The sequence below is a fragment of the Vibrio toranzoniae genome, assembly GCF_024347655.1.
Lineage (GTDB): Bacteria > Pseudomonadota > Gammaproteobacteria > Enterobacterales > Vibrionaceae > Vibrio > Vibrio toranzoniae.
The window spans coordinates 3,125,735-3,144,777 of the sequence record NZ_AP025514.1 but is presented as its reverse complement, the minus strand read 5'-3'; the positions used below and the strand labels follow the sequence as shown (position 1 = coordinate 3,144,777).

At 46.8% G+C, this 19,043-nt stretch carries 17 protein-coding genes and 1 pseudogene; 4 read left to right on the top strand and 14 right to left on the bottom strand.

All coding sequences use genetic code 11. The features are described from left to right. Window positions 1-36 precede the first annotated feature (36 nt). From ilvA to ilvG, 5 genes are read right to left on the bottom strand one after another with little or no spacing between them, the layout of a single operon-like run. A complete protein-coding gene (gene ilvA / locus OCU50_RS14345) occupies window positions 37-1,581 on the bottom strand; it encodes a threonine ammonia-lyase, biosynthetic (RefSeq protein WP_060468909.1) in 1,545 nt (514 codons plus the stop codon). Between the two features lie 3 nt (window positions 1,582-1,584). Then, window positions 1,585-3,426 (bottom strand): dihydroxy-acid dehydratase, encoded by a 1,842-nt coding sequence (gene ilvD, locus OCU50_RS14340; protein ID WP_060468908.1) that lies wholly within the window; start codon window positions 3,424-3,426, stop codon window positions 1,585-1,587. Window positions 3,427-3,458: 32 nt separating this feature from the next. Continuing rightward, complete coding sequence (locus tag OCU50_RS14335; RefSeq protein ID WP_060468907.1) at window positions 3,459-4,427, bottom strand: branched-chain amino acid transaminase; 969 nt, start codon at window positions 4,425-4,427, stop codon at window positions 3,459-3,461. Window positions 4,428-4,439: 12 nt separating this feature from the next. Beyond that, window positions 4,440-4,724, bottom strand: a complete 285-nt coding sequence (gene ilvM, locus OCU50_RS14330) for an acetolactate synthase 2 small subunit (RefSeq protein WP_017055442.1) — start codon at window positions 4,722-4,724, stop codon at window positions 4,440-4,442. A gap of 1 nt (window position 4,725) precedes the next feature. Continuing rightward, window positions 4,726-6,372, bottom strand: a complete 1,647-nt coding sequence (ilvG, locus tag OCU50_RS14325; RefSeq protein WP_060468906.1) for an acetolactate synthase 2 catalytic subunit — start codon at window positions 6,370-6,372, stop codon at window positions 4,726-4,728. Window positions 6,373-6,843: 471 nt separating this feature from the next. Here ilvG and OCU50_RS14320 point away from each other — a divergent pair, with 471 nt between their 5' ends. Then, window positions 6,844-8,367: a YifB family Mg chelatase-like AAA ATPase gene (locus OCU50_RS14320; RefSeq protein ID WP_060468905.1), complete on the top strand. Its 1,524-nt coding sequence runs from the start codon at window positions 6,844-6,846 to the stop codon at window positions 8,365-8,367. A gap of 64 nt (window positions 8,368-8,431) precedes the next feature. On the opposite strand, the gene OCU50_RS14315 is transcribed toward OCU50_RS14320, so the two are convergent. The 4 genes from OCU50_RS14315 to ccoG all read right to left on the bottom strand — a co-directional run bounded on the left by OCU50_RS14315 (window position 8,432) and on the right by ccoG (window position 12,661). Continuing rightward, window positions 8,432-9,388: a DUF2860 domain-containing protein gene (locus OCU50_RS14315; protein WP_060468904.1), complete on the bottom strand. Its 957-nt coding sequence runs from the start codon at window positions 9,386-9,388 to the stop codon at window positions 8,432-8,434. Window positions 9,389-9,527: 139 nt separating this feature from the next. Next, window positions 9,528-10,127: a thiol:disulfide interchange protein DsbA/DsbL gene (locus OCU50_RS14310; RefSeq protein WP_060468903.1), complete on the bottom strand. Its 600-nt coding sequence runs from the start codon at window positions 10,125-10,127 to the stop codon at window positions 9,528-9,530. 55 nt (window positions 10,128-10,182) lie between these two features. Beyond that, the gene (locus tag OCU50_RS14305; protein ID WP_060468902.1) at window positions 10,183-11,169 is read right to left on the bottom strand and encodes a serine/threonine protein kinase; all 987 of its coding nucleotides are present in this window, start codon (window positions 11,167-11,169) and stop codon (window positions 10,183-10,185) included. A 73-nt stretch (window positions 11,170-11,242) separates the two neighbouring features. Continuing rightward, window positions 11,243-12,661, bottom strand: a complete 1,419-nt coding sequence (gene ccoG, locus OCU50_RS14300) for a cytochrome c oxidase accessory protein CcoG (RefSeq protein ID WP_060468901.1) — start codon at window positions 12,659-12,661, stop codon at window positions 11,243-11,245. A 128-nt stretch (window positions 12,662-12,789) separates the two neighbouring features. On the opposite strand from ccoG, the pseudogene OCU50_RS20765 reads away from it, so the two are divergent. Continuing rightward, window positions 12,790-12,983, top strand: a pseudogene (locus OCU50_RS20765) (hypothetical protein). Between the two features lie 6 nt (window positions 12,984-12,989). Here OCU50_RS20765 and OCU50_RS14295 read toward each other — a convergent pair. Then, window positions 12,990-13,253, bottom strand: a complete 264-nt coding sequence (locus tag OCU50_RS14295) for a YihD family protein (RefSeq protein WP_009848104.1) — start codon at window positions 13,251-13,253, stop codon at window positions 12,990-12,992. 131 nt (window positions 13,254-13,384) lie between these two features. After that, entirely contained in the window at window positions 13,385-13,552 is a 168-nt protein-coding gene (locus tag OCU50_RS14290; RefSeq protein ID WP_099049823.1) for a hypothetical protein, read from the bottom strand. 283 nt (window positions 13,553-13,835) lie between these two features. Here OCU50_RS14290 and OCU50_RS14285 point away from each other — a divergent pair, with 283 nt between their 5' ends. Beyond that, window positions 13,836-14,627, top strand: a complete 792-nt coding sequence (locus OCU50_RS14285; protein WP_060468900.1) for a sporulation protein — start codon at window positions 13,836-13,838, stop codon at window positions 14,625-14,627. Between the two features lie 132 nt (window positions 14,628-14,759). Beyond that, window positions 14,760-15,413 carry a PAQR family membrane homeostasis protein TrhA gene (gene trhA, locus OCU50_RS14280; protein ID WP_060468899.1) on the top strand — a complete coding sequence of 218 codons (654 nt, stop codon included), beginning with the start codon at window positions 14,760-14,762 and terminating at the stop codon, window positions 15,411-15,413. Here the strand turns inward: trhA and OCU50_RS14275 are convergent. The 3 genes from OCU50_RS14275 to trkA form a co-directional block, all read right to left on the bottom strand. Then, a complete protein-coding gene (locus tag OCU50_RS14275) occupies window positions 15,410-16,000 on the bottom strand; it encodes a DUF3157 family protein (protein WP_060468898.1) in 591 nt (196 codons plus the stop codon). The two genes, trhA and OCU50_RS14275, sit on opposite strands and share 4 nt — an antisense overlap. Window positions 16,001-16,026: 26 nt before the next feature. Next, window positions 16,027-17,472 (bottom strand): TrkH family potassium uptake protein, encoded by a 1,446-nt coding sequence (locus OCU50_RS14270; protein ID WP_060468897.1) that lies wholly within the window; start codon window positions 17,470-17,472, stop codon window positions 16,027-16,029. A gap of 94 nt (window positions 17,473-17,566) precedes the next feature. Continuing rightward, complete coding sequence (trkA, locus tag OCU50_RS14265) at window positions 17,567-18,943, bottom strand: Trk system potassium transporter TrkA (protein WP_017055428.1); 1,377 nt, start codon at window positions 18,941-18,943, stop codon at window positions 17,567-17,569. Window positions 18,944-19,043: the final 100 nt, after the last annotated feature.

The window sequence follows — 19,043 nt, the reverse complement described above, 5'->3', positions numbered from 1 at the left end:
GTAAATACTCGCTCTTTTTGAATCGGTAGTTAACTCTTAAGACAAGAAGAACTTGTAGGAAGGGTTATCGGTTTCATCTTTACACTGATAACCAAGCTCTCGGAGGTGTGTCGAGAACTGAGCTAAATCATTATCACCAAGTTCAAAGCCACACAATACACGACCGTAATCGGCACCGTGGTTACGATAGTTGAATAGGCTGATATTCCAGTGGGTACCTAAGGTATCAAGGAATTTTATCAAGGCTCCTGGGTATTCCGGAAACTCAAAACTGTATAGGCGCTCTTTCAATGGTTTTGATGGTTTGCCGCCAATCATGTAGCGAATGTGCAGCTTTGCCATCTCATCATCAGAAAGGTCGACCACCGGGTAGCCGCCGTCGCGCAGGTCATTGATGATGTGCTCGAGCTCTTCTTGACCACCTTGCAGACGTACACCAACGAAGATATTCGCTAGGCTTTCGTCGTTGTGGCGGTAGTTAAACTCTGTCACCGCTCGGCCGCCAATAATATTGCAGAACTCTAGGAAGGCCCCTTGTCGCTCAGGGATAGTGACCGCAAGCAAACCTTCGCGTTTCTCACCCAACTCACAACGTTCAGACACATAACGCAGACCGTGAAAGTTGGTATTAGCACCAGACAGCACCGTTGCCAGTTGCTTACCTTGTAGTTGGTTTTGTTCTGCAAATTTCTTCAAACCAGCCAGAGCCAGCGCTCCCGAAGGTTCAGCAATTGCGCGAGTGTCTTCAAAGATGTCTTTCACCGCCGAGCAGATCTCATCGCTAGACACCGCAATGTGACCATCGATGTACTGCTGACATAGGCGGAATGTCTCTTCACCAATGCGTTTAACCGCAACGCCATCGGCAAACATGCTGACTTGATCCAGTACTACAGGTTCACCGGCATCCAGTGCTGCTTTCAAACAAGACGAGTCTTCAGGCTCCACCGCGATGACCTTGATCTCTGGCATCAGCTGTTTTACCAGCACAGCAACACCAGCCGCTAAGCCACCACCACCGACAGGCACAAAGATGTAATCCATGTGACCATTTTGCTGAAGCATCTCCATACCCATGGTGCCTTGTCCAGCGATCACTAATGGGTGATCGAATGGAGGCACAAAGGTATAGCCATGCTCCGCCGATAGACGTTCCGCTTCTGCTTTAGCTTCATCAAAATTACTGCCGTGCAAAACCACATTACCGCCGAATCCGCGCACTGCATCGACCTTGATGTCTGGCGTGGTTTTTGGCATTACAATCGTGGTTTGAATACCAAGCTTAGAACCGGATAGTGCCATGCCTTGAGCGTGGTTACCCGCTGATGCCGCAATTACTCCAGCAGCTTTTTGTTGCTCTGAAAGGCTTGATACCATGTTGTAGGCACCACGTAGCTTGAACGAGTGGACCGGTTGACGGTCTTCTCGCTTTAGCTGAACCTGATTACCGATACGAGCGCTCAGGCGTGGCATATCTTGCAGAGGCGTCACTATAGCCGCTTCGTAAACGGGGGCTCTCAAGATCTGACGCAGATAATCTGCGCCAGTTTGTTGTTGGGGGCTGACCGTGTCATCACTCATTGATTAGTCCTCTAGTTTAGACTTATCACGCACGGCGCCTTTGTCGGCACTGGTTGCCATGCTTGCGTAAGCTTTCAGTGCGAAAGACACTTCACGCTGACGGTTTTCTGGTTTCCAGCCTAGTGCGTCTTGCTTAACACGACGCGCTTCTAGCTCTGCTTCAGGCACATCAAGAGTGATTGAGCGGCTAGGGATGTCGATAGTGATGATATCGCCAGTATTTACTAGACCAATTACACCGCCACTGGCTGCTTCTGGAGAAGCGTGACCGATAGACAGACCCGAAGTACCACCAGAGAAACGACCATCTGTTAGCAGAGCACAAGACTTGCCTAGACCCATCGATTTTAGGTAAGTGGTTGGGTAAAGCATCTCTTGCATGCCCGGACCACCTTTAGGACCTTCGTAACGAATAACAACCACTTCGCCCGCTTTCACTTTGCCACCTAAGATGCCATCAACCGCACTATCTTGGCTTTCAAATACGATCGCAGGGCCTTGGAATTTCAGGTTTTCTTCATCAACGCCTGCCGTCTTAACGATACAGCCATCAACGGCGATGTTGCCAGAAAGTACTGCTAGGCCGCCTTCTTGGCTGAACGCGTTCTCTTTGGTACGAATACAACCTTCTTTGCGGTCGTCATCAAGGCGATCCCAGCGACAATCTTGTGAGAAGGCTTTGGTGGTACGGATACCTGCTGGGCCAGCACGGAAGAACTTAAGTACTGCTTCGTCTTCTGTCTGCATGATGTCGTATTGAGCCAGTTGCTCTTGCATGCTCAGACCAAGCACGGTGCGAGTCTGGTTGTTCAGTAGGCCTGCACGGTCCAGTTCACCTAGGATAGCCATTACACCACCAGCGCGGTGAACGTCTTCCATGTGGTATTTCGGCGTTGAAGGCGCAACCTTACATAGATGTGGAACGCGGCGTGACATCTCATCGATATCACCCATATCAAAATCAATCTCACCTTCTTGAGCTGAAGCCAATAGGTGAAGAACGGTGTTACTAGAACCGCCCATCGCGATATCCAGTGCCATCGCATTTTCGAATGCAGCACGGTTAGCAATGTTGCGCGGCAGGGCTGACTCGTCATCTTGCTCGTAATAACGCTTAGTGAGCTCAACGATGCGCTTACCGGCATTGATGAATAGCGCTTCACGATCGGCGTGCGTTGCTAGCATAGAACCGTTACCTGGCTGAGACAGACCAAGCGCTTCGGTTAGACAGTTCATTGAGTTGGCCGTGAACATGCCTGAACAAGAACCGCAGGTTGGACATGCAGAACGTTCTACTTGTTCACTTTGCTCATCTGAAATCGTTGGATCGGCACCTTGAATCATAGCGTCAACAAGGTCTAGCTTGATGATTTGATCTGAAAGCTTGGTTTTACCTGCTTCCATTGGGCCGCCAGATACAAAGATCACAGGGATGTTTAGGCGCATAGCAGCCATCATCATTCCCGGGGTGATTTTGTCACAGTTAGAGATACACACCATCGCATCGGCACAGTGCGCATTCACCATGTACTCTACTGAGTCTGCGATAAGCTCACGTGATGGCAGTGAATACAGCATGCCGCCGTGACCCATTGCGATACCATCATCAACGGCGATGGTATTGAATTCTTTAGCGATACCACCCGCTTTCTCGATTTCACCCGCAACCAGTTGACCCATGTCTTTAAGGTGAACGTGGCCTGGTACGAATTGAGTGAAAGAGTTTACAACTGCGATGATTGGCTTACCGAAGTCATCATCTTTAACGCCAGTTGCACGCCATAAAGCGCGCGCACCAGCCATGTTGCGTCCGTGGGTAGTTGTTGCTGAACGATAGATTGGCATTGCTTAAATCCTTATAAATACTTGGCTGTTGCTTACTTAGTGGTTTGTGTTTGGTTTGTTGAAGCGTGGTCTGCTGGATAAACGTAATCTAACCAACCCCACTTATCTTCAGTGGTGCCATTGAATAAACCAAAATAAGCCGCTTGAACTTTTTCAGTGATAGGACCGCGTTTGCCTTCACCTACTGTAATTTTGTCTACGCTACGAACCGGAACGATTTCCGCTGCTGTGCCTGTCATGAAGACTTCATCGGCAAGGTATAGTGCTTCACGAGCAATGTTCTCTTCACGGATTTCATAACCCATGTCTTTTGCTAGTGTCATGATCGAATCACGAGTGATACCCGGCAGAATTGCACTGGTCGCTGGTGGTGTCGATAGCACGCCATTGCGCACGACAAAGATGTTTTCACCTGCGCCTTCAGAAAGGTAACCATCAACACTCAGTGCAATACCTTCATCGTAACCATGACGACGCGCTTCACCACCAACTAGCAGTGAAGATAGGTAGTTACCACCGGCTTTAGCAGCGGTTGGGATGGTGTTTGGTGCTGCACGGTTCCAGCTTGAGATCATGGCGTCTACACCATTCTCTAGCGCTTCTTCGCCTAGATAAGAACCCCAAGGGAAAGCAGCGATGATCAGTTCCATCTCAGTATTTTCTGGTGGGCATACACCCAAACCAACGTTACCGACAAAGCCGAGAGGGCGGATGTACGCTGACTCTAGTTTATTTTGACGTAGCGTTTCGCGAGTCGCTTCCATAATTTCTTCCTCAGTGTAAGGAATAGGAAAGCGGTAGATCTTCGCTGAATCTTTCAGGCGCTTAGCATGTTCAGGGTGACGGAAGATAACCGGCCCCTTTGGCGTGTTGTAGCAACGAACGCCTTCAAACACAGAAGTACCGTAGTGCATTGCGTGAGTCAGGACGTGAACGTTCGCCTCTGCCCAAGGAACCATCTCACCGTTAAACCAAATATAGTCTGCCGTTTTAGCTGTCATGTTTGCGGTTCCTTATGCGTTTATCTTTTGTTGTAAGTTGTTGTTTGGCAATTCATTACGGCTGATTGAGATAACGTCAACGGTACGCACATCCCACAGCTTTTCGATTTGATTGACCAAGAAAGAGATCGGACGGTCACTGTCGACAATGATCTCAACACTCGCCACTTTGCTTTCGTGGTTTTGAGTGCCTGCCACTTGCTTAACTATAAAGCCACGGTGACGGATAACACGAAGAACACGCTCTAGTAGTACAGGCTTATCATCGGCTTTGATGTCTAATAGGTATCTTTTCATGTTATGTGTTCTCCAACATCTCACTGTTCGAAGCACCTGGCGGTACTAGTGGCCATACGTTCTCTTCTTCATCGATAAGAACATGAAGCAGGTAAGCGGTTTTGCTCTCTAGCATCTCTTTCAATGCTGGCTCTACTTCTTCTTTACGAGTGATGGTTTTGCCCGGGATATCGAACGCTTTTGCGAGCATCACGAAGTCTGGGTTGTCATCTAGAATGGTTTCACTGTGGCGGCCATCAAAGAACAGTGATTGCCATTGGCGAACCATGCCCAAGCGAGAGTTGTTTAGAAGCACCATCTTCACTGGGATTTGGCGGCGTTTCAGCGTGCCAAGCTCTTGCACGTTCATCATGAACGAGCCATCACCAGAGATAAGAATGGATTGGTCATCAGGACGCCCAACCGAAGCACCCATTGCGGCTGGTAAGCCAAAGCCCATGGTGCCCAAACCGGCAGAGGTGATGAAGTTTTGTGGATCGCGAGGCTGAATGTGTTGAGCTGCCCACATTTGATGTTGACCCACATCGGTCGAAACAATAGAGCTTGCTGGCATCATGTCTGACAGTTGCTTCAACAGTAGCGGAGCAAAGATCAAATCGCCTGGGTGGTCGTAGCGCCACTTGAATGAGCTGCGTAGCCCTTCAGAGTGGTGGACCCAAGATGAGATGTCTTGGCTTAGTTCCAGCTGAGGCAGGATCTTGTTGATGTCACCACGAATTGGTGCATCGGCCAGACGCAGTTTACTGAACTCGGCCGCATCGATATCGATATGAATAACCTTCGCGTGCGGTGCAAAGGTATCAAGTTTTCCGGTTACCCGATCATCGAAACGAGCGCCAACCACAATCAGCAGGTCGCTCTCTTGAACCACTAGGTTAGCGGCCTTGGTGCCGTGCATACCCAGCATGCCCAAGTAGTGCGGGTCGTCACGTTCGATGGTACCCAAGCCTTTCAGTGTGCTTACGGCTGGCATTGGATTAAGGCGTAAAAACTCACGAACAGAGTCCGTCGCTTTAGCCAGTTGAACACCACCACCGACGTATAAAACAGGACGGGTAGCTTGAGACAAAAAGTACTGTGCCTGCTCAATGGCATCGGTTGTCGCAACAGGAATGGCTGGTGGAGTAAATTCAGGGAGAGTGTTAACAGGTGCTTCTGCCAATTGAACATCTTTAGCGATATCGACAATAACCGGACCGGGACGTCCTGCTTTTGCAACGATGAATGCTTCAGTTAATGTTGGCGCAAGATCTTCAATGTCGGTAACGAGGTAGCTGTGTTTAGTACATGACAAAGACATACCAATCACATCCATTTCTTGGAATGCATCGGTGCCGATATGGGAGCTAGCAACTTGGCCTGTGATAGCAACGAGTGGGATGGAATCCATAAAGGCGTCTGCAAGGCCTGTGACTAAGTTAGTTGCGCCTGGGCCTGAGGTTGCCATGCAAACCGCGACGTCTTGTGTTGCTCGAGCCATACCGATAGCGGCCATTGCAGCGCCTTGTTCATGGCGGCATAGGATATGTTCAACGCCGCCGTCATAGAGTGCATCGTAGATTGGCATGATGGCACCACCTGGGTAACCAAATACGGTCTCAATGCCTTGCTGCTTGAGTGCGGATACGACTAGTTCTGCGCCTTTCATCGTAGTTCCTCCGTATTACCTTTATTTTGGTAACTGTTTCCATTGTCTCTGCACATCTTGTGCTCCCATTCTTCCTGTAAATCGGCAAAGCCGAAAATAATAAAATAATAAAAATTGAACCGTTAAATTAGAAAAAACCCCCGAACTTTTCAGTGCGGGGGTTTTTTCTAATTCGTGGTTACTTTTTTCCCACTCGCCCCCGCGCAGTCTCAATAATGACTACGATAATCAGGTTAATCAGTGCGTAAATGCGAGCGTTAAAAATCATAAAATTCGAGTTTTCTTGTTTATTGTCTTCAGTAAATGTCTACATCTCTAGTGTTATCACACAAATCTGTTGTATGACAAGGAAAATGTCATTCTTTTTTCACATTAAAACACCATTCCACCAAGCTATATAACAACTTGATAGCTTTGGTGTACAACGAATATCCAGAGCGAATACTTTTAAATCAAAGACAAAGGAAAGTTATGGGACTCGCGATAATTCATAGCCGAGCTAGTGTGGGTGTAGAAGCGCCAGAGGTGACCGTTGAGGTCCATATCAGCAATGGAATGCCCGGTTTTACGTTGGTGGGTCTACCTGAAACGACGGTCAAGGAATCCAAAGACCGAGTCAGAAGCGCCATCATCAATTCTCGTTTTGAATTCCCATCAAAAAGAATCACGGTCAACCTGGCTCCTGCGGATTTACCTAAGGAGGGAGGGCGCTTTGACTTGCCAATCGCGCTCGGTATCTTAGTGGCGTCCGATCAGCTGCCTACGTCAAAAATAGCGCAACATGAATTTATCGGTGAGTTGGCGTTGTCTGGAGAGTTACGTTCAGTCAAAGGAGTGTTGCCAGCCACATTGGCGGCCGACAGTGTTGAGCGATGTTTGGTGGTTCCACACCACAACGGTGATCAGGCGGCCTTGGTTGGCAAAGGGGCGCATAAGTCAGCACAAACCTTGTTGGAAGTTTGCGCGGACATGTGTGGTCAGGCTCAGCTTGGTTTGTATCGAACGGAGCATCATCACGTCGACGTGTCTGATAATCGTGATTTACAAGATATTATTGGCCAACAACAAGGCAAGCGCGCCTTAGAGATAGCAGCAGCTGGAAACCATAACTTGCTTTTCCTTGGTCCTCCTGGGACGGGGAAAACCATGCTCGCTTCACGATTACGCGACTTGTTACCTGAGATGAGTAATGAAGAGGCGATGGAAACGGCTTCAGTAGCCTCGTTAACGCAACAAGAGATTAATCAATACAACTGGAAACAAAGGCCATTTCGTTCGCCTCACCATTCGAGTTCGATGGCGGCCTTAGTGGGTGGGGGCTCTGTCCCTCGTCCTGGAGAGATTTCTTTGGCGCATAATGGATTGTTGTTTCTGGATGAGATGCCGGAGTTTGAGCGCAAGGCACTCGATTCACTGCGAGAGCCGTTAGAGTCGGGTGAAATCATTATTTCACGTGTGGCAGGTAAGACTCGCTTTCCTGCTCGCTTTCAGTTGATAGGTGCGCTCAACCCTAGTCCAACTGGCTATTATGAAGGTAATCAAGCACGAGTTAATCCACAAATCATACTGCGTTATCTCAATCGCTTGTCGGGACCATTACTTGATCGATTTGATATGTCATTAGAGATCCCTTTGTTACCTAAAGGAATGCTCGCTGAAGGAGGGGATCGTGGAGAAACGACCCAGGTAGTTAAACTCCGAGTTAAACAAGCTCGTCAGTTGATGCTATCTAGGAATCATAAATCGAATGCTTTGCTAGGAAGCCGAGAAATTGAAAAATATTGCCCACTTCGACGTGAAGATGCGGAGTTTCTCGAAACCGCGCTGCATCGGTTGGGTTTATCGATTCGTGCTTATCACCGAATCATTAAGGTTGCACGCACCATTGCCGACCTTGACGGTAACGAGCAGATTGAAAAGAAGCATTTATCGGAAGCGCTGGGCTATCGAGCGATGGACCGATTGTTGAAGCAACTCACGGCTCAATCTGTGTAGTAGTAAATAGAAAGCCTGCTTGTGTGCAGGCTTGGGTTTGATAATTTATTGGTGCTGGCTGGAGTTAGAACTTGTAGTTCAAGCCAACTGAAGCGATGTATTGTGATTCATCGTAGAAGGTAATGTTTGATTCGCTAGTACCGTAACCGGCAAGAGCAACAAACGACCAGTTTTCCCAGTCCATGAACTGTTCATATTCATACGCGGCGAATAGATTGATGTTGTCGTCGCTACGCTTCTTGTCGTAGATCGGGTTGCTTGCATTGTAAGAGCGTTGGCTGTAACCCGCTGTTAGCGCGTACTGGTGACGGCCCGTGCCACCAAATAAACTGACTTCTCCCCCGAATTGCTCGAATGAGGCTGCATCGCCTTCTGCGTCTGTTGATTGATAAATCAAAGACGGAACCAACATCATGGTGCGGTTAATCGGTTGGCGATACTGACCTTTTAGGTAGAAGGTGTCTGCATCACGCTTTAGTTCTTCGTATTCAACTAGGTCGTTATCCACATCTCTGGTCGCGAAAGCCATATCGACGGAGAACGCCGAGCCAGCAATACTATCCAGCTTTAGGCGGAACGCATTACCGGTTTCGTCTGTTTTGCTACGAGCTTCTCCAACTTTGTATGGGTTAGCCCAAGTCTCATCAGACATAATAGTTGGCAGAATAGAAGCATCGATCACCATGCCAGATTCAAGTTGGTATTTATAACCCACTTCAAGCACCACGGTACCTGTTGCCACGTCATCACGTGCCGTACCTGTGTAAACCTGATGATTTAACTTTTCACCAAAGGTGTAAGCGACATTTCCTAGAGGTGCTATGAGAAACGAACGGTCAGAAGGTGCTTTCTGTGTATTTGACGAGATGGTGCTATCCGAGTCGGTATTAAAGTTTGAGGTGGAAGAGGTTACCCCGGTATTGAACGATATTTCACCACTGAAACCTTGTTCGTCTGCAAGCTTGGCAAAAGCGGGAGAGGCTGCAACGCTTAATGCGATAAGTGTGATTTTTATTTTCATTTACGGGCTCCTTGCCCACCGGTTCTTAGGACGGGTTATTAATAGCAGTAAAGCTTTAAATTTCCAGGTTAATTATTTATCAATGATGATTTTTGAACAAGCAAAAAAAAGGAAGCCGAAGCTTCCTTTCATCCATTCCTTACTTTTTCAGTAGGAAGTTAACCAGTTCGAAGTACTCATCGAGAGAGCTGATACCTTGAGCGTCTATTAGGTAACGGTTGTTAACCACGACTGCGGGTACGCCAGAAAGGCCGCTGTCTTTGAATGCTTTGTCGAAACGACGAACCATTGAATCTACTGCAAAGCCATTGTAAGCCGCATCAAACTTCTTCGCGTCGATACCTTCATCTAAAAAGATTTGACGCAGTTCTTCTTCATCGCGTGGTGGCTTGTTCATGTTGTGAATGCGGTTAAACATCACGGGGACCATCTTGTCTTCCACTTTCAGTGCAATCATCGTCGCGTAAGCTTTGCTCATTGGTATACCCATGTTGCCACCCATGAATGAAACATGGTTCTTCTGTAGCTTAGCGTCAGCAGGTAGCTGTTGTTTTAGCTGCTGGATGATAGGCTCAAAGCTATTACAGTGTGGGCAGTAAAAAGAGAAGAACTCTGTCACCAATGGTTTTTTTGATGCTTCTAGGTCGAGAACTTTGTAGTGTTCACCTTCGTTAAATTTCGCCGCGTGAGCGGAAAGGCTCAACATGATCAATGAGAAAAATGCGAATAGCTTTTTCATTTATCCAATCTCCATTATGTTTGAATTTTTATCTAGTTGTATGTTGCGATTGCGGTTACCACTGAGGCATTAACGAAAGTGGTGGCTCTTGCAGGGTAGCAATTTGCTCTTTACAAGCAAGTACTTGTTGCTCCCAATATTTCGGGTCATTAAACCACGGGAAGGCCAAAGGAAACGCCGGATCGTGCCATCGTTTCGCCAACCATGCCATGTAATGCACCATACGTAGACCGCGCAGGGGTTCGATTAGTTTCAGTTGTGAGGTATTAAAATCGCAAAACTCTTGATAACTTTCTAACAAAATATCCAGCTGCATCAGCTTATCTTGGCGATCACCATTAAGCAGCATCCACAGATCTTGTATCGCAGGGCCGTTTCGTGCGTCATCAAGATCGACGAACATTGGCCCGTCACGCCACAGAATATTGCCTGGGTGGCAGTCACCATGGAGACGGATATTCTCAATATTGCTCGGCCATTGACTCTCCAACTCTTTAATTAGAAGATCGACGTCATTGAAGAACGCGTTCTCCAGGTGCGTTGGGATAAACTGAGAGTTCTCTAGAATCTTACGTGGCTGATAAAGATACTCATCTAAGCTGATGGTCGGACGATGCTGGAATGTTCTTCCGGCACTCGCTTTATGAATACGACCAAGAAAACGTCCTACGCCTTCCAATTGATCTAGATTGTCGACTTCATATTGTCTGCCGCCGACACTTTCAAATAGTGCAAATAGATAGCCTTGATATTCATGTAAGGTTGCGCCGTTGATCCGCATAGGTGGAGCAACCGGTAACTCTTGTTCGATCAGCTCTAACGCGAAATCGTGCTCTTCTTGGATCTGTGCTGTGTTCCAGCGCTGCGGGCGATAAAATTTAACCACGTAGCGTTTACGGTCTTCATCGATGAATTGATATACCCGGTTTTCATAACTGTTGAGAGCGAGAAGCCCGGATTCAGCGCGAACTCCGATGCTCTCCAGTGCGTACCACATGAAGTCAGGAGTCAGGTTATCAAAGTTAAAGGCTTGCATCGTCATAGAATAAAAAAGGCTCATTACTGAGCCTTTTTCCATTTATTGGGGGGTTATACCAAGCACTAGATGGCTGGTATCAGAGCTTCTTGATAAAGCGGCTTTCGACTTCCATCGTAAACTCTTCATTATCCGAGAGTATAAACTGAATTGTCGAAACTGGTGAGCTCAGTTTTTCTGGATCGACGCCTAAGCTGATAGGAAGGTTTAAAACTTCACCTGGCTCTACGGTAATGGTTTGTTTACCGTACCAGATAGAGTCTGGTAGCCCGCTAACATCGAGCTTGTACTCTTGCTCTTGCTGAGTTTTGTTGATTACTTTCAAGTTGTAAGTATTTTCGACAAGCCCTTGGCTATTGATTTTAAATAGCTGGTTTCTATCTCGCAGAACGCTTAAGCCGGCAGGGTCAACACTCGCTATCTGTGCAAAGAACAAACCCAGCATAAGTATCAATATGGCTCCGTAGCCTAGCAGCTTAGGGCGCATGACTTTAGTTGAGTGTCCTTCCAACCTGTGTTCTGTGGTGTAGCTGATCAGGCCTTTTTCATAGCCCATACGTTCCATAGTGTGGTCACAGGCATCAATACACGCGCCACAGTTAATACACTCGTATTGCAGACCGTCACGGATATCAATCCCTGTCGGGCACACTTGAACACACAGGTTACAGTCAATACAGTCACCAAGGCCAAGCTCTTTTGGATCGGCTTTACGAGAACGAGGACCGCGGCTTTCGCCACGCTCGGTGTCGTAACCTACGATGAAAGTATCTTTATCAAACATGGCTGATTGGAAACGTGCATAAGGACACATGTGCAGACACACAATTGAGCGCATCCAACCTGCGTTGGCGTAGGTACACCCGGCAAAGAACAGTACCCAAAATACTGGCCAAAATGACGAGTTGAAGGTAAAGAAGCCTGCCACTAATTCTTTGACAGGGATGAAGTAGCCAACAAAGGTTAAACCAGTCGCAATGGCAATGGCCCACCATGCTATGTGTTTAGCCGTTTTTCTAACAATTAAATTGATAGTCAGTTTGCCAGAATCTTGTTTTCTTCGCTTATTGGCAGCCCCTTCGAGTTTCTCTTCAAACCAGATGTACATAAAGGTCCACACGGTTTGAGGGCAAAGGTAGCCACACCAAACCCGGCCTAAAAAGGTGGTGATAAAGAACAGACCAAATGCAGCAATCATGAAGAGGATCGCGAGCAGGGTGAGATCTTGTGGGTATAACGTAGTGCCAAAGAAGTTGAACTGTTGGCTGCCGATATCGAGCAAGATCGCTTGTCGTTCACCAAATGAAATCCATGGGATAAGCGTAAAAAGTAAAAGTAAGAACCAACCGCCGTAACGACGCAACTGTTGGAATTTACCTTTGCTTTCTCGCACATAGATTCGGTTACTTGGGTTAAATCGATCTCCATTACCTTTATGTGTTTTTGGATTAAAGGTTTTAGGAGTCACATCTTTGATATCGATTTTATCCTGACTCATGGAATATCCTTTTTGTGGCATGTATACCCGGTTAAATCGGGTATTGACGACATTACTTTAAAGTATGGTTTAGAGAACCTGTAGAAATTGAGTTTGGTGCATTTGTTGTTATCACACTCACTCTTATTATTTTAGAAGATTCTTATGGGGGCGATTATAGCGGCAATCTTGTTCTCATTTCTTTAACGCTATCAACCTTTAACAACAAAAGTCGTAACAGTTGTGACGAAAAAATAGCGAACAGAAATAAAAAAGCGGCCAAGTGATCGCTTTTTTCATTGAGTGTTTTATCTGTAAGGTAGTTATAACACTAAAGCAATAGAGATAATTAAAGGAGGCCACGTGCTTTTAGGATGGCAGTTTTGAAATCATCTTCTTGGTCTTTTTTCAGACCCGGTATCATTTCATCTTTTTCGCTGTTACGCATTTTTAGGTGGTAGATAAGAACATCATCCGTCAGTTCTTCAAGCTTGCCTTGGTAGCCTGCTTCTTTTGATAGCTTAATTATGAACTCTAGCAAGTTAAGCTCCTGATCTTTTTGCCACTCAGGTTCCATTAGCTCAAGCAGCTCTTCAATGCGATGACACTTCATACTTTATTCCCCACAAAATTTATAATGATTTGTGGGTAAAGTATCAAATTGAATCGGGAATACCAATGTGTAAACTCATTTCGAGAAGGGAAAGAGGCAAGAAAAAGCGCAGTAAAAACTGCGCTTTTTAGTTAAGCGGCTTTAATCACTTTTGTTGTAGTCGGTGCTAATAAAGCAGTCTTCTCAACTAGAGTCATTGCTGGAGCCATTTTTTTTGCCGTTGGAGCAGCAGCAAAGCCACTACGACGACGCATCGCACTGCGGTTGGTCTGCGAGAACCTGACAGCTGTTGGGCGCATTAAGTTACCTAACGGTCAGGCATATCCATTGCCAATCTAATGGCCTGATTTACCATGAGATCCGCCTCAATTGCTTGAAGCGTCACTCGTCTGGCTTTCGCCAATCCGAATAATAAATCAGGATAATGATATGCATGCATATCAGAGCCTAGACTATCACTATCTAAGTTATCGATCGACGCCTGTGTGATAAATAGACAATATTAGAGCTAAAATAGTGTGAACAGTATATTTGAGTTTGAACCTCTTTCAGGCTTAAGATGATGTTTTAAAGGAGGTGCATATGTCGTTCTTAAAGAAAACGTTCGCAAGTTTTGGTATTGGGTCTGCCAAGGTCGATTCTGTATTGCAGCAAGAAGTGCTTTATCCAGGGCAAAAGGCGAGCATTATTGTGTATGTGTATGGTGGCGCTCAGCCACAAGAGATAGACAACATTGATCTCAACCTGTGCTGCCGTTACGTCACAGAAGTTGCCATGAACTCGCAAAAGCAAGAGGGCGGTCAAACACGCCGAATGCACCAGACATACTCGTTGGCCAAATGGAGCCTGCCGTATGCCTTTGTTATTCAACCGGGCGAGACCCGTAATTTTGAGTGTGAGTTTTATGTCCCGCTTAATACACCCGTCACTATTGGTGATTCCAAGGTGTGGCTTGAAACCGGGTTAGACATTGCGATGGCGATTGACCCATCGGATAAGGATACTCTAACGGTTCGCCCTGATGCGCTACTTGATGGTATTTTTAATGAACTTGAAGCCCAAGGACTACGTATTCGCCAAGTTGAATGTGAAGCGGTGGAGGGTTTTGAACTGCCGTTTGTACAAGAATTCGAGTTTGTTCCGACGACTGGCCCTTACCATGGCCGTTGGCGTGAATTAGAGGTTGTTGCCCATCGTGATGAGACAGAACTTAGTTTGTGGTTTGAGATAGACCGCAATCGAGATGGTGCAAAAGGGATGTTGGCGAGTTTATTAGGGGTTGGTCAGCTACAGCGTCAATTGAGTGTGCCATTGGATACCTCTCCAGAGGACGCTGGTAAGATGGTGATTGAGTATTTAGAAAACACTTCTTAGCTCTTTCGCTTTAGAGATTTTAGCGTCATCACACAGTTTAGGCGTCATCGATGTCATAAAAAATTAAGCTTACACGTGTAAGCTTAATGTGCAATACTAGGCAAATCGATCATTTACTCTAGTAGGATAGTCATGTCTGCATCATCGGTGAGCGAATACTGTGACATCGAAGAACGTGCCAATGCAATAACCCATGGCTTGGGGGTTGTGCTCGGTGTGGTTGGTTTAATCCTGTTACTGATTCGTGCACTTGATCATCAAGCCGATATGCTGACTATTGCGAGCATGGCGGTATATGGCAGCAGTATTCTCCTTCTCTTTCTCGCTTCCACGCTTTATCACTCGATCACCACAGAAAAGACTAAGCGCCTGCTGAAAACTCTCGATCACTGTGCGATCTACTTGCTGATCGCGGGTAGTTACACGCCATTTTTATTGGTGAGCTTGAGAACACCTTTAGCAATGGGGTTGATGGCTGTTATTTGGGGTATCGCGCTGGTGGGCATCATTATGAAGATTGCCTTCGTCTACCGATTTAAGCGTTTTTCATTGATGACTTACTTGGCGATGGGTTGGTTGTCATTGGTTGTGGTCTATCAACTGGCGATGAATATCGAGATGGGTGGTTTGGTGCTATTAGCGCTCGGTGGTGTGATTTATTCGCTGGGCGTGATTTTCTATGTGGCCAAACGCATCCCTTACAACCATGCCATTTGGCACTTGTTTGTATTGGCGGGTTGCGCTTGCCATTTCTTCGCTATCTATTTGTACGTGACTCCGGTTTAGCGAGCCAGTACTTCAGTAATTTCAGCTTTGATCTGATATTCGGGGTGTTGCTCTAAGTCGAGCTTGATTAGCTTGCCTTCTTCACCTGTCTTTGGTCGCAAATATGTGTCGGCCATTCGTTTGATTGATTTCCACACTGCAACTTCTTCTTCTGCCAATAACTCACCTTTTACAGTAAATACGCTGATGTTAAGTGATACCAAAATGATAGCTTGAGTGCCTTGGTTGGTGATGGCTGTTGGAATGATAAGCTCACCATCTTCATAGCGACTTGCACCCAGTACAACATCCACTCCTGATTGAGATAGCTGTAAGCTTGGCTTTTTACTATTAACCACAATCGTTGTGCCACGCGTATTCGTCGCTACCGGGACGGCTACGATAGGTGCTGCTGCAACGGGCATGGCGATCTCTGATGTTGTCGCTGCTGATTCCGTTTGCTTCGGTGCCACATATTGCCAAGTAAAATCATCTTTGAGTAACACTTGTTTGCCATCAGGCAGTGTGACCATTTGATCAGCAAAGGCAGCACTTACGAATACTGAATTTGCGAGCAATGTGCCAGCGAGAAGTACGTATGATTTCATCTCTGTTTCCTTAAATATTCATGCAATTAGCGTCGCCAGAAGGCAGGGAAGAATAGAACGATCAGCGTGAGTATCTCAAGTCTACCCATTAACATACCAAAACTTAATAGCCACTTAGCGGCGTCTGGCAGTGGAGCAAAATTACCTGTCGGGCCAATTACGCTACCCATGCCCGGGCCAACGTTAGCAACCGCAGTAATAGCGCCTGAGATACTGGTGATTGGGTCTAATCCCATCGCACTCAAACCACCAGCGATTAAGATAATTGTAATAAAAAACATTAAACCAAATGCCACTAAAGAACGAACGATGTCGTCACTGACTGGGCGTTGGTTGTAGCGTTGAACAAATACCCCTGACGGATGAATCAGCTTCATCATTTGTTTGTGAAGCATAGTCATCGCGATCTGGAAGCGGAAGATTTTAATACCACCTGAGGTTGAGCCTGAACAAGCACCCGCCATCATCAGGAAGGCAAATAAAGTGGTTGGTAGTGCGCCCCATGCGGTGAAGTCTTCTAAGCCAAATCCAGTTGTGGTGACGACTGACACGATGTTGAACATTGAGACACGCAGAGCATCCACCACGCTATATCCATCTCTCATCACCAACCATGTGGAGATCACCGCACTGGTGACTAAGAATAGGTAAGTGAAACCTCTGACTTGCGCGTCTTTGTAGAGTAGTGAGAGCTTTCGGCCGCGAAGTGCACTGACAAACAGTAAGAACGGCAGGCCGCCAAGGAACATGAACGCAGTTCCGACCCAATGTGCGCTGTTCGAGAAGTGATTCATTGAGCCGTCTGAGGTTGAGTACCCCCCCGTCGAGAGCGTTGTGAAAGCGTGATTGATGGCATCAAAGACGCTCATGCCAGCAAACAAGTAGCTCACTAAGCACAAGCCTGTTAACACCAGATAAACCACCACGATATTCTTGGCGACCGTTTTTGCTCGTGGGCTACTTTTATCTGACCAATCAGATGATTCGGTTTGGAACAGACGCATACCACCGACATTGAGCATTGGTAGAACCGCTACCGCCATAACGATGAAGCCGATGCCACCTAACCATTGCAGTATTGAACGCCACAATAGAATGCTTGGTGCCATGCTGTCTAAGCCGCTTAATACGGTTGAGCCTGTCGTGGTGATACCCGACATGGTCTCAAAGTAGGCGTCGGTGAAGCTGATGTGGTTAATGAATACAAAAGGCAGTGCAGCGAAGGCGCTGGCAATGGTCCAGACCAGTGAGGTGATCAAAAACATGTCCCGCACCCCAAGTCGGAACTTAGCGGAACGGCCTAAACTCAAGCAGATGAACGCTACGATGTGCGTGATCACTACTGATTGACCAAACTCGAGAAAACCACCGGTGCCAGTAAAAAAGGCAACCAATGTGGGGATGTACATGAAAAGGGCGAGCTTTGATAATACTAACCCTATCACTAATAATATTGGACGAAAGTTGACCATAGCTTAATAGACCATAGTTTAATAGACCATAACTTTAATAGATCACCGCTTTATGCCAGAGCGCGGTTCTCATGAGAATGAGTCCACAACAAGGTTACAAGAAGAAAGGACTTGGTTGGAAAAGAGACTCAACATCAGGCACGTACTTCTTGTCGACTAGGAACATTACTACGTGGTCATCTTGTTCGATGACGGTTCTATCGTGCGCGATAAGTACCTCTTCTCCGCGAACAATCGCACCAATGGTGGTACCTGGTGGTAGTTTGATATCGCCAATCGCTCGGCCAACCACTTTAGATGTGGTTTCGTCACCGTGAGCAATGGCTTCGATAGCTTCAGCAGCGCCGCGACGTAGAGAGGATACGTTTACAATATCAGCACGACGAACGTGAGTAAGCAGTGCAGAAATGGTCGCTTGTTGTGGAGAGATAGCAATATCAATCACACCACCCTGAACAAGGTCGACGTAAGCACCACGCTGAATCAGTACCATTACTTTCTTGGCGCCCATGCGCTTGGCCAACATCGCGGACATGATGTTGGTTTCGTCTTCATTGGTTAGGGCTATGAACACATCCACTTGATCGATGTTTTCTTCTGTCAGTAGTTCTTGGTCTGCTGCATCACCACAGAATACAATGGTGTTTTCTAATTCTTCAGATAGCTTCTCCGCTCGTGTGGGACTGCGTTCTATCAGTTTGATGCTGTAGCTTTGCTCAAGGCGTTTTGCCAAACTTGCGCCAATGTTACCACCACCGACAATCATGATGCGGCGGTAAGGCTTTTCTAGGCGCTGTAGTTCACTCATTACTGAGCGAATATGATTACTTGCCGCGACGAAGAAAACTTCATCATCGGCTTCGATGATGGTGGTGCCTTGTGGGCGAATAGGGCGACCTTGACGGAAAATAGCGGCAACACGAGTATCGATGTGCGGCATGTGCTCACGTAAAGCAGAAAGTGCATTACCGACCAGTGGGCCACCGTAGTAAGCTTTTACCGCCACTAGGCTCACCTTCTGCTCTGCAAAGCTCACCACTTGCAGTGCACCTGGGTATTGAATTAAACGCTCAATGTAGCTGGTGACCAGTTCTTCAGGGGCAATTAAGTGATCGACCGGAATGGCTCCTGATTTGAAGAGTGCTTCTTTTTCTTCTAAATATTGTGGAGAGCGGATACGGGCAATACGATTTGGCGTGTTGAAAAGAGAGAAGGCAACCTGACATGCTGCCATGTTGGTTTCATCCATGTTGGTCACCGCAACCAACATGTCGGCATCTTGCGCACCCGCTTCACGTAATGTTCTTGGGTGGCTGGCATAACCGTTTACAACCCGAAGGTCGTATTTATCCTGAAGTTCACGTAGTCGGTTAGCGTTACGATCGACAATGGTGATGTCGTTGTTTTCGCCAACTAGGTTTTCAGCAAGGGTACCGCCAACTTGTCCAGCACCTAGGATAATGATCTTCATAGCCTTTCTCTTATTTTTGCCTTTGTAATTCTAGTGATCTCATTTTGCTTCGATAATGCACTAGAAAGAAACAGCGGCTAAGAATCCAATTCTTAGCCGC

Coding starts and splice junctions, on each gene's coding strand:
- ilvA (WP_060468909.1), bottom strand. CDS start 1,581: ATGAGTGATGACACGGTCAGCCCCCAACAACAAACTGGCGCAGATTAT.
- ilvD (WP_060468908.1), bottom strand. CDS start 3,426: ATGCCAATCTATCGTTCAGCAACAACTACCCACGGACGCAACATGGCT.
- OCU50_RS14335 (WP_060468907.1), bottom strand. CDS start 4,427: ATGACAGCTAAAACGGCAGACTATATTTGGTTTAACGGTGAGATGGTT.
- ilvM (WP_017055442.1), bottom strand. CDS start 4,724: ATGAAAAGATACCTATTAGACATCAAAGCCGATGATAAGCCTGTACTA.
- ilvG (WP_060468906.1), bottom strand. CDS start 6,372: ATGAAAGGCGCAGAACTAGTCGTATCCGCACTCAAGCAGCAAGGCATT.
- OCU50_RS14320 (WP_060468905.1), top strand. CDS start 6,844: ATGGGACTCGCGATAATTCATAGCCGAGCTAGTGTGGGTGTAGAAGCG.
- OCU50_RS14315 (WP_060468904.1), bottom strand. CDS start 9,388: ATGAAAATAAAAATCACACTTATCGCATTAAGCGTTGCAGCCTCTCCC.
- OCU50_RS14310 (WP_060468903.1), bottom strand. CDS start 10,127: ATGAAAAAGCTATTCGCATTTTTCTCATTGATCATGTTGAGCCTTTCC.
- OCU50_RS14305 (WP_060468902.1), bottom strand. CDS start 11,169: ATGACGATGCAAGCCTTTAACTTTGATAACCTGACTCCTGACTTCATG.
- ccoG (WP_060468901.1), bottom strand. CDS start 12,661: ATGAGTCAGGATAAAATCGATATCAAAGATGTGACTCCTAAAACCTTT.
- OCU50_RS14295 (WP_009848104.1), bottom strand. CDS start 13,253: ATGAAGTGTCATCGCATTGAAGAGCTGCTTGAGCTAATGGAACCTGAG.
- OCU50_RS14290 (WP_099049823.1), bottom strand. CDS start 13,552: ATGCGCCCAACAGCTGTCAGGTTCTCGCAGACCAACCGCAGTGCGATG.
- OCU50_RS14285 (WP_060468900.1), top strand. CDS start 13,836: ATGTCGTTCTTAAAGAAAACGTTCGCAAGTTTTGGTATTGGGTCTGCC.
- trhA (WP_060468899.1), top strand. CDS start 14,760: ATGTCTGCATCATCGGTGAGCGAATACTGTGACATCGAAGAACGTGCC.
- OCU50_RS14275 (WP_060468898.1), bottom strand. CDS start 16,000: ATGAAATCATACGTACTTCTCGCTGGCACATTGCTCGCAAATTCAGTA.
- OCU50_RS14270 (WP_060468897.1), bottom strand. CDS start 17,472: ATGGTCAACTTTCGTCCAATATTATTAGTGATAGGGTTAGTATTATCA.
- trkA (WP_017055428.1), bottom strand. CDS start 18,943: ATGAAGATCATTATCCTAGGTGCTGGACAAGTTGGCGGTACCCTTGCT.